The 9,769-nt window shown below is 40.1% G+C and carries 7 protein-coding genes; all 7 read left to right on the forward strand.

Annotated features, from left to right (window positions below):
• Positions 1-257: 257 nt before the first annotated feature.
• The 7 genes from dnaA to gyrA all read left to right on the forward strand — a co-directional run bounded on the left by dnaA (position 258) and on the right by gyrA (position 9,400).
• Positions 258-1,598: a chromosomal replication initiator protein DnaA gene (gene dnaA, locus AC20OE_RS04765; protein ID WP_024424073.1), complete on the forward strand. Its 1,341-nt coding sequence runs from the start codon at positions 258-260 to the stop codon at positions 1,596-1,598.
• A 196-nt stretch (positions 1,599-1,794) separates the two neighbouring features.
• Positions 1,795-2,931 carry a DNA polymerase III subunit beta gene (gene dnaN / locus AC20OE_RS04770; protein WP_039175825.1) on the forward strand — a complete coding sequence of 379 codons (1,137 nt, stop codon included), beginning with the start codon at positions 1,795-1,797 and terminating at the stop codon, positions 2,929-2,931.
• A gap of 150 nt (positions 2,932-3,081) precedes the next feature.
• Entirely contained in the window at positions 3,082-3,297 is a 216-nt protein-coding gene (gene yaaA, locus AC20OE_RS04775; protein ID WP_008360916.1) for a S4 domain-containing protein YaaA, read from the forward strand.
• Positions 3,298-3,313: 16 nt separating this feature from the next.
• The gene (gene recF, locus AC20OE_RS04780) at positions 3,314-4,426 is read left to right on the forward strand and encodes a DNA replication/repair protein RecF (RefSeq protein WP_024424075.1); all 1,113 of its coding nucleotides are present in this window, start codon (positions 3,314-3,316) and stop codon (positions 4,424-4,426) included.
• Positions 4,427-4,443: 17 nt separating this feature from the next.
• Positions 4,444-4,689, forward strand: a complete 246-nt coding sequence (remB, locus tag AC20OE_RS04785; protein ID WP_039175827.1) for an extracellular matrix regulator RemB — start codon at positions 4,444-4,446, stop codon at positions 4,687-4,689.
• A 57-nt stretch (positions 4,690-4,746) separates the two neighbouring features.
• Positions 4,747-6,663 carry a DNA topoisomerase (ATP-hydrolyzing) subunit B gene (gene gyrB, locus AC20OE_RS04790; RefSeq protein ID WP_024424077.1) on the forward strand — a complete coding sequence of 639 codons (1,917 nt, stop codon included), beginning with the start codon at positions 4,747-4,749 and terminating at the stop codon, positions 6,661-6,663.
• 232 nt (positions 6,664-6,895) lie between these two features.
• The gene (gene gyrA, locus AC20OE_RS04795; protein WP_039175829.1) at positions 6,896-9,400 is read left to right on the forward strand and encodes a DNA gyrase subunit A; all 2,505 of its coding nucleotides are present in this window, start codon (positions 6,896-6,898) and stop codon (positions 9,398-9,400) included.
• Positions 9,401-9,769 lie beyond the last annotated feature (369 nt).

Here is a 9,769-nt window from a genome sequence, read left to right on the forward strand (position 1 = left end):
TGTTTTAACTCTTAATTACTTATCTGGCCCATTTATATTATCCACAATTTGTGGATAACCTGTGGAAAGTTATTACACAGCCTGTTGAATTGTTTATCCACAGCTTGTGTAATTTGTCGAAAAGACGTTTTTCTACTATATTAATTGTTTTCAACAATGTATGTGCACGAATGGTGATGACCATTTGCTCTTTTTCGTGTTCTATAACAGTTTGATACTGGTCATTTTAATAAAGAAAAGGAGGGGGGAGAGGCCTTATGGAAAATATTTTGGATCTGTGGAATAAAGCACTTCAAAAAATAGAGACAAAATTGAGCAAACCCAGTTTTGAGACATGGATGAAATCGACAAAAGCCCATTCTCTTCAGGGAGATACGCTTACAATTACGGCACCAAATGAATTTGCTAGAGATTGGCTCGAGTCAAGATATCTTCACTTAATTGCTGATACCATCTATGAACTAACAGGTGAAGAGCTCAGCATTAAATTTATTATTCCTCAAAATCAGGACGAAGAGGAAGCCATGCCAAAGTCTCCAATCAAAAAAATGTCTAAAGAAGAGCCTGTTGACATTCCACAAAATATGCTGAATCCAAAATATACATTTGATACTTTTGTTATTGGTTCAGGCAACCGTTTTGCTCATGCCGCTTCACTTGCAGTCGCGGAAGCACCAGCAAAAGCATATAACCCGCTTTTTATTTATGGGGGCGTTGGTTTAGGAAAGACTCACTTGATGCATGCGATTGGTCACTATGTGATCGACCATAATCCATCAGCCAAAGTGGTCTATCTATCATCTGAAAAATTTACTAATGAATTTATCAACTCAATCCGAGATAACAAAGCTGTCGACTTCCGTAACCGTTATCGGAATGTAGACGTGCTTTTGATAGATGATATTCAATTTTTAGCAGGAAAAGAACAAACTCAAGAAGAGTTTTTCCATACATTCAACACACTTCACGAAGAAAGTAAGCAAATCGTCATTTCTAGTGATCGGCCTCCGAAAGAAATTCCGACACTTGAAGACAGATTGCGCTCTCGATTTGAATGGGGCTTAATTACAGACATTACCCCGCCAGATCTAGAAACACGTATCGCAATTCTGCGCAAAAAAGCAAAAGCAGAAGGCTTAGATATTCCAAATGAAGTCATGCTTTACATTGCCAATCAAATCGACAGCAATATTCGTGAGCTGGAGGGTGCTTTGATTCGTGTCGTTGCTTACTCATCTTTAATTAATAAAGACATTAATGCAGATCTAGCAGCTGAGGCACTAAAGGACATCATTCCTTCATCGAAGCCAAAGGTCATTACAATTAAAGATATTCAAAGAATCGTAGGGCAGCAATTTAATATTCGATTAGAGGATTTCAAAGCGAAGAAACGTACGAAGTCAGTTGCTTATCCAAGACAAATTGCCATGTACCTCTCTAGAGAAATGACCGATTCCTCTCTGCCTAAGATCGGAGAAGAATTTGGCGGTCGTGATCATACGACTGTCATTCATGCTCATGAGAAGATTTCGAAATTAATCGTTGAAGATGAACAGCTTCAGCAGCATGTCAAAGAGATCAAAGAACAATTAAAATAACCAAGCTGATATAATGAGTACGGGAAAATGTGAATAACTAGAGCATAGTCATACACAGTCTGTCCACATGTGGATAGGCTGTCTTTCCTTTCTTTTTCTCGACTTATCCACATATTCACAAGCCCTACTATTACTTCTACGATTTTTATTAATAAAATATATATACATGTCATTAAGAAAATTTAGGAGGACCACTATGAAATTCACGATTCAAAAAGATCGTCTTGTCCAAAGTGTCCAAGATGTATTAAAGGCCGTATCCTCTAGAACAACGATTCCTATTTTGACAGGGATTAAAATTGTTGCGTCTGATGAAGGAGTTTCTCTAACAGGAAGCGATTCTGATATCTCAATTGAATCTTTCATTCCTCAAAGAGATGGAGATTTAGAGGTTATCACCATTGATCGTCCAGGAAGTATTGTGCTTCAAGCCCGCTTCTTTAGTGAAATTGTAAAGAAACTGCCTATGGCTACTGTCGAAATTGAAGTAGAACAAAACCACCTGACCATCATCCGCTCTGGTTCAGCAGAATTTAACTTAAACGGCTTAGATGCTGAAGAATATCCGCATCTTCCACAAATTGAAGAGCATCATGCATTTCAAATTCCGACAGATCTGCTTAAAAACTTAATTCGTCAAACTGTTTTTGCAGTGTCCACCTCAGAAACACGACCTATCTTGACAGGTGTAAACTGGAAAGTTGAAAAAGGTGAATTAATATGCACGGCGACGGATAGCCACCGTCTTGCTTTAAGAAAAGCGAAGTTAGATATTAACGAGGAAAGTTCGTATAATGTCGTGATTCCTGGGAAGAGTTTAACAGAGCTAAGTAAAATTCTTGATGATGGACAAGATCTTGTGAGCATCGTCATTACAGAAACACAAGTTCTTTTTAAAGCACAAAACGTCCTGTTCTTCTCAAGATTGCTGGATGGTAATTATCCAGATACAGCTCGTCTGATCCCGCAAGAAAGTAAAACGGATGTCGTGGTCAACACGAAAGAGTTCCTTCAAGCCATTGATCGTGCATCACTTTTGGCAAGAGAAGGACGTAATAATGTCGTGAAACTATCAGCTGATCCTGAACAAAGCCTTGAAATCTCTTCTAATTCGCCTGAGATCGGTAAAGTGGTGGAGACGGTTCAAGCAGATGATATTAAAGGGGAAGATCTTAAAATCTCCTTCAGTCCAAAATATATGCTGGATGCGTTAAAAGTATTAGAGGGAACCGATATTCATGTAAGCTTCACTGGTGCAATGAGACCGTTCCTCCTACGTACGCCGAATGATGATTCTATCCTGCAATTGATTCTTCCGGTAAGAACGTATTAATTCAATCTAAAATGGCTGCTGTGTGAGTGCACAGCAGCTTTTCTTCTCGTTTTCCATGCTTTCTTTCATCCCAGTTCGCTTTCCCCCTTTCCTTCTTGTCTTGTTTTTTAGTACAATTAGATATTAGTGATATTGAAAGAGGTCGATACAATGCCTAATCTTATAACCATTGAAACAGAAATGATTACATTAGGGCAGTTTTTGAAATTAGCCGAAGTCATCCAATCTGGCGGAATGGCGAAATGGTTTTTAAGTGAACATGAGGTGTTCATTAATCAAGAGCCAGATAATAGACGGGGACGCAAACTATACCCAGGAGATGTTGTCGAGATAGAAGGTTACGGCACATTTCAAGTTGTGAATTAGAAACGGGTGACAATACATGTACATTCAAAGTCTGGCGTTAACTTCATACCGAAATTATGAACACACCGAGCTTCAATTCGACAATAAGGTGAATGTCATGATCGGTGAGAATGCCCAAGGTAAAACGAACTTGATGGAAGCGATCTATGTATTGTCGATGGCAAAGTCTCATCGTACGTCAAATGATAAAGAACTTATCCGATGGGACCAAGACTATGCTAAAATAGAAGGTAGAGTCATTAAAAAAAATGGTCCACTCCCAATGCAGCTCGTGATCTCAAAAAAAGGGAAAAAGGGTAAGGTCAATCACATTGAACAACAGAAGCTCAGTCATTATGTTGGTGCGTTAAACACCATCATGTTTGCGCCAGAGGACTTAAGTCTTGTGAAGGGCAGCCCGCAAATCCGCAGAAGATTTCTCGACATGGAGATTGGACAAGTTTCTGCTGTCTACTTGCATGATTTATCGCTCTATCAAAAAATCCTCTCTCAGCGTAATCATTACTTGAAACAATTGCAGACAAGAAAGCAAACGGATCAAGCGATGCTGGAGATTTTAACAGAGCAGTTGATTGATGCGGCAGCGAAAGTTGTCAAAAGACGACTGACTTTTACGAAACAGCTCGAAAAATGGGCGCAGCCGCTGCATTTTGGGATTTCTAGAGAGCTAGAAACACTCACGCTCCAATACCAGACGGCAATAGAGGTATCAGAAGCGTCAGACTTGTCGAAAATAAAGAATAGCTATGAAGAATCGTTTCAGAAACTAAGAGAGAGAGAAATAGACCGAGGGGTGACACTGTGGGGACCTCACAGAGATGACCTGCTTTTCTTTGTAAATGGTCGGGATGTTCAGACATATGGCTCTCAAGGGCAGCAAAGAACAACAGCTCTTTCACTAAAGCTGGCAGAAATTGATCTGATACATGAAGAAATCGGAGAATATCCTATTCTTCTACTTGATGATGTGTTATCTGAACTTGATGATTACAGACAGTCTCATTTGCTCCATACCATTCAAGGACGTGTCCAGACCTTCGTCACTACAACAAGTGTTGAAGGTATCGATCACGCCACCTTGAAAGAAGCGGAAATTTTCAGAGTAGCCAGTGGAAAAGTAATTGACTGATAAATGAGGTGTGAGTCTTGTATATTCATTTAGGTGATGATTGTGTTGTTTCTACACGAGAGATTGTCGCAATTGTTGATTACAAAATGAGGTCGTCTTCTGTTGTAGAAGAGTTTCTACAAAAACAAGAGAAACAGATCATTTCGTTATCCCAAGGGACACCCAAATCCATTGTCGTCACAACTGAATCTGTTTATTACTCTCCTCTTTCCTCAAGCACGCTCAAAAAACGTGCTTCGTTTGTGATTGAAATTGAAGTCTAAAAGCTCAATTCATATAAATATATCGTTTAAGAAAAGTGTAGGTGAATGTACGTGGCAATGGAACAGCAACATAATAGTTATGATGAAAATCAGATACAGGTGCTTGAAGGACTAGAAGCTGTTAGAAAACGTCCAGGAATGTACATTGGGTCAACCAATGCAAAAGGACTTCACCATCTTGTATGGGAAATTGTCGACAACAGTATTGATGAAGCATTAGCTGGTTATTGTACAGACATTACAGTGCAAATTGAAAAAGATAACAGCATTACAGTAAAAGATAATGGCCGCGGGATTCCTGTTGGGATTCATGAGAAAATGGGGCGTCCTGCCGTAGAGGTCATTATGACTGTTCTTCACGCTGGTGGTAAATTCGACGGCAGCGGTTATAAAGTATCAGGCGGTCTGCATGGTGTAGGGGCATCTGTTGTAAATGCATTATCTACTACTTTAGACGTGACTGTATACCGTGACGGAAAAATTCATTATCAGCAGTTCAAACGCGGCGTTCCAGTGGGAGATTTAGAGGTTATTGGTGAAACAGATGTAACCGGGACAACCACTCACTTTGTGCCAGATCCAGAAATTTTCACGGAAACCATTGAATTTGATTACGATACACTTGCCAACCGTGTTCGTGAGTTGGCTTTCTTAACAAAAGGTGTAAACATCATCATTGAAGACTTGCGTGAAGGCAAAGAGCGGAGAAATGAATACTGCTACGAAGGCGGTATTAAGAGTTATGTAGAACATTTAAACCGCTCAAAAGAAGTTGTTCACGAAGAACCTGTTTATATCGAAGGTGAGAAAGACGGAATCACGGTTGAAGTGGCATTACAATACAACGATTCCTATACAAGCAATATCTATTCCTTCGCCAACAATATCAACACGTATGAAGGCGGAACACACGAAGCTGGCTTTAAAACCGGTCTAACGCGTGTCATCAATGATTATGCTCGTAAAAATGGCGTATTCAAAGATGGGGATGCGAATTTGAGCGGTGAAGATGTGCGAGAAGGCTTAACAGCCATTATCTCCATCAAACATCCAGACCCTCAATTCGAAGGACAAACGAAGACAAAGCTTGGGAACTCAGAAGCGAGAACCATTACTGACTCCCTTTTCTCAGAAGCACTAGAGAAATTCTTGCTTGAAAATCCTGATTCTGCGAAGAAAATTGTGGAAAAGGGACTGATGGCGGCTCGTGCAAGAATGGCGGCCAAAAAGGCTCGTGAGCTGACAAGACGTAAAAGTGCGCTGGAAGTCTCCAGCTTACCTGGGAAACTTGCGGACTGTTCTTCAAAAGATCCATCCATCTCTGAGCTCTATATTGTAGAGGGAGATTCTGCGGGCGGATCTGCTAAGCAAGGCCGTGATCGTCACTTCCAAGCGATTTTACCGTTAAGAGGGAAAATCCTAAACGTAGAAAAAGCTCGTCTAGATAAAATTTTATCGAACAACGAGGTTCGTTCAATGATTACAGCGTTAGGAACTGGAATCGGAGAAGACTTTACTTTAGAGAAAGCACGCTATCACAAAATTGTGATCATGACAGATGCCGATGTGGATGGAGCACATATTCGAACGCTGCTCTTAACATTCTTCTATCGCTACATGCGTGAAATTATTGAAAACGGTTATGTGTATATTGCGCAGCCGCCTTTATATAAAGTGCAGCAAGGAAAACGTGTGGAGTACGTGTATAACGATAAACAGCTGGATGAGCTGTTAAAATCACTTCCTCAAACACCAAAGCCTGGACTTCAGCGTTATAAAGGTCTTGGAGAAATGAATGCTGCTCAGCTTTGGGAAACAACAATGGACCCTGATGCGAGAACACTTCTTCAAGTCACACTTGAGGATGCGATCGATGCTGATGAGACATTTGAAATGCTGATGGGAGATAAAGTAGAGCCGAGACGAAACTTTATCGAAGAAAATGCACAATACGTGAAAAACCTTGATATTTAGATAGATCCCTCCTGAGAACAACCTTATTTCTTGTTTGGAATAAGGTTGTTTTTCAAGAAATAGGGGCGTGTAACGAATGTCCTGGTTTTCCGTGTTTTCGTTGATTTTCTAGTAAATAAATGTGTATAAAGCCGAGATTATTGATATAATGGAGAATAGTCTTGTGAAGATAAATACATATTTTACTCCCACATAATTTATTTCATGTGATACGTAAAGGGAGGTTCTTATAGTGAGTGAACAACATACACCAAATGTACGCGAAGTAAATATTAGTCAAGAAATGCGTACGTCCTTTTTAGATTATGCAATGAGTGTTATTGTTTCGCGTGCATTACCAGATGTGCGAGATGGATTGAAGCCCGTGCATCGAAGAATTTTGTATGCGATGAATGACCTAGGTATGACAAGTGATAAACCATTTAAGAAATCTGCACGTATCGTTGGGGAAGTTATCGGTAAGTACCACCCTCACGGTGACAGCGCTGTATACGAAGCGATGGTTCGGATGGCGCAAGATTTCAACTATCGTAATATGCTGGTTGAAGGTCATGGAAACTTTGGTTCTGTCGATGGAGACGGTGCAGCGGCAATGCGTTATACTGAGGCGCGTCTATCTAAAATTTCAATGGAAATCCTGCGTGATATCACCAAGGATACGATTGATTATCAAGATAACTACGATGGCAGTGAAAGAGAACCAATTGTCATGCCAGCTCGATTCCCGAACTTATTAGTCAACGGGGCAACAGGTATCGCTGTAGGGATGGCCACCAACATTCCCCCTCACCAGCTAGGTGAAGTGATTGATGGGGTACTTGCGATTAGTCAAAACCCAGAAATGACAACACAGGAACTAATGGAGATCATTCCAGGACCAGATTTCCCAACTGCGGGACAAATCATAGGCCGAAGCGGAATTCGCAAAGCATATGAAACAGGCCGGGGCTCTATTACATTACGTGCAAATTCTATTATCGAAGAAACATCCAGCGGTAAGCAGCGGATTGTCATCAATGAAATTCCATATCAGGTCAACAAAGCCCGTTTGATCGAAAAAATCGCTGATCTCGTGCGCGATAAAAAGATTGATGGCATTACAGATCTGCGTGACGAGTCTGATCGTAATGGAATGCGGATTGTGATTGAACTGCGAAGAGACGCGAACGCCCACGTTCTATTAAACAATCTTTATAAACAAACGACACTCCAAACGTCATTTGGGATCAACTTATTGGCACTAGTTGATGGACAGCCGAAAGTCTTGTCCCTCAAACAATGTCTTGAATATTATCTAGAGCATCAAAAAGTGATCATTCGCAGAAGAACAGCATATGAACTTCGTAAAGCTGAAGCAAGAGCTCATATTCTAGAAGGTTTGAGAATCGCTCTTGACCATTTAGATGAAGTCATTGCATTAATTAGAAGCTCTCAAACTGCTGAAATTGCGAGAAATGGCTTAATGGAGAACTATAGCTTGTCCGAAAAACAAGCACAGGCCATTCTTGATATGCGTCTTCAGCGCTTAACTGGTTTGGAAAGAGAAAAGATAGAAGAAGAATACAAAGGACTTGTTGATTTGATTGCTGAGTTGAAAGCCATTTTAGCAGACAATGAGAAAGTTCTTGAAATCATTAGAGAAGAATTAACAGAAATCAAAGAACGTTTCAATGATACGCGCCGTACTGAAATTGTGACGGCAGGTATTGAAACAATTGAAGACGAAGATTTGATCCCTGTTGAGAATATTGTGATTACGCTGACTCATAATGGTTATATCAAGCGTCTGCCTGCATCAACATACCGCAGCCAAAAAAGAGGCGGTAAAGGTGTTCAGGGCATGGGAACCAATGAGGATGATTTCGTAGAACAGCTGATTTCAACATCTACCCATGATACGATCCTCTTCTTCTCTAATAAAGGGAAGGTCTATCGTGCGAAGGGATATGAAATTCCTGAATTCGGACGAACGGCGAAAGGGATTCCGATTATTAACCTGCTTGAAGTAGAAAAGGGAGAGTGGATTAATGCCATTATTCCAGTAAGCGAATTTGATGAAGATTCGTATCTCTTCTTTACAACAAGACACGGCGTATCAAAACGAACATCATTATCTCAGTTTGCCAACATTCGAAACAATGGACTTATCGCATTAAGTCTTCGTGACGAAGATGAACTGATGGCTGTCCGTTTAACCAATGGAGAAAAACAAATCATCATTGGTACGAAAAAAGGTATGCTGATTCGTTTTGACGAGACAGACGTTCGTGAAATGGGACGTACGGCAGCTGGCGTGAAAGGAATTACGCTTTCAGAGGATGACATCGTCGTTGGGATGGAAATCCTTGAGCCAGATGCAAACGTATTGATCGTAACCGAAAAAGGATATGGTAAGTTAACACCTGAAAAAGAATACCGTGTTCAAAGCCGGGGCGGTAAAGGTCTTAAAACATGTAAAATCACTGATAACAATGGTCCGCTTGTCGCAGTGAAGGCAACAAATGCTGAAGCTGAAGAGGACTTGATGATTATTACAGGAAGCGGCGTGATCATTCGTATGGCCGTTTCAGACATTTCAACAACAGGTCGAGTCACTCAAGGTGTCCGCCTGATTCGTCTTGGTGATGATGAACATGTCGCTACAGTGGCATTAGTTGAACAATCACAAGAAGATGATGAAGAGAATAGTGAAGAAAACGTAGAAACTATAGAGTCAGATCAAGAGCAATCTGAGTAAAAATAAAGCCGGTTCTTCACCGGCTTTATTTTTTTCTAAAAAAACATGAGTTTTTTTGAAATTTATAATGCTTTTTTCATAGATATGTGTTAATCTTTCAAAGGAGCAAAAAGAGGCTCTATTTTTTATCTCTTTTACAGTGGAAACTTCTTAAAAAAATAAAATGTTTTTTAAGAAAAATGTTGACTGTTGGTAGAGATATATGATATATTTAAGTGGTCGCTTTGAGAGAGTGACACACAAGTTCTTTGAAAACTAAACAAGACAAAACGTACCTGTTAATTCGAGTTTTTATAAAAAAATCCTATGATACTTCATAGGTAGTCAGTCAAACGCTGACGAAAAACAAAACTTCGGTTTTGTATTTTT

It is taken from the genome of Bacillus sp. SRI_025 (genome assembly GCF_057592095.1).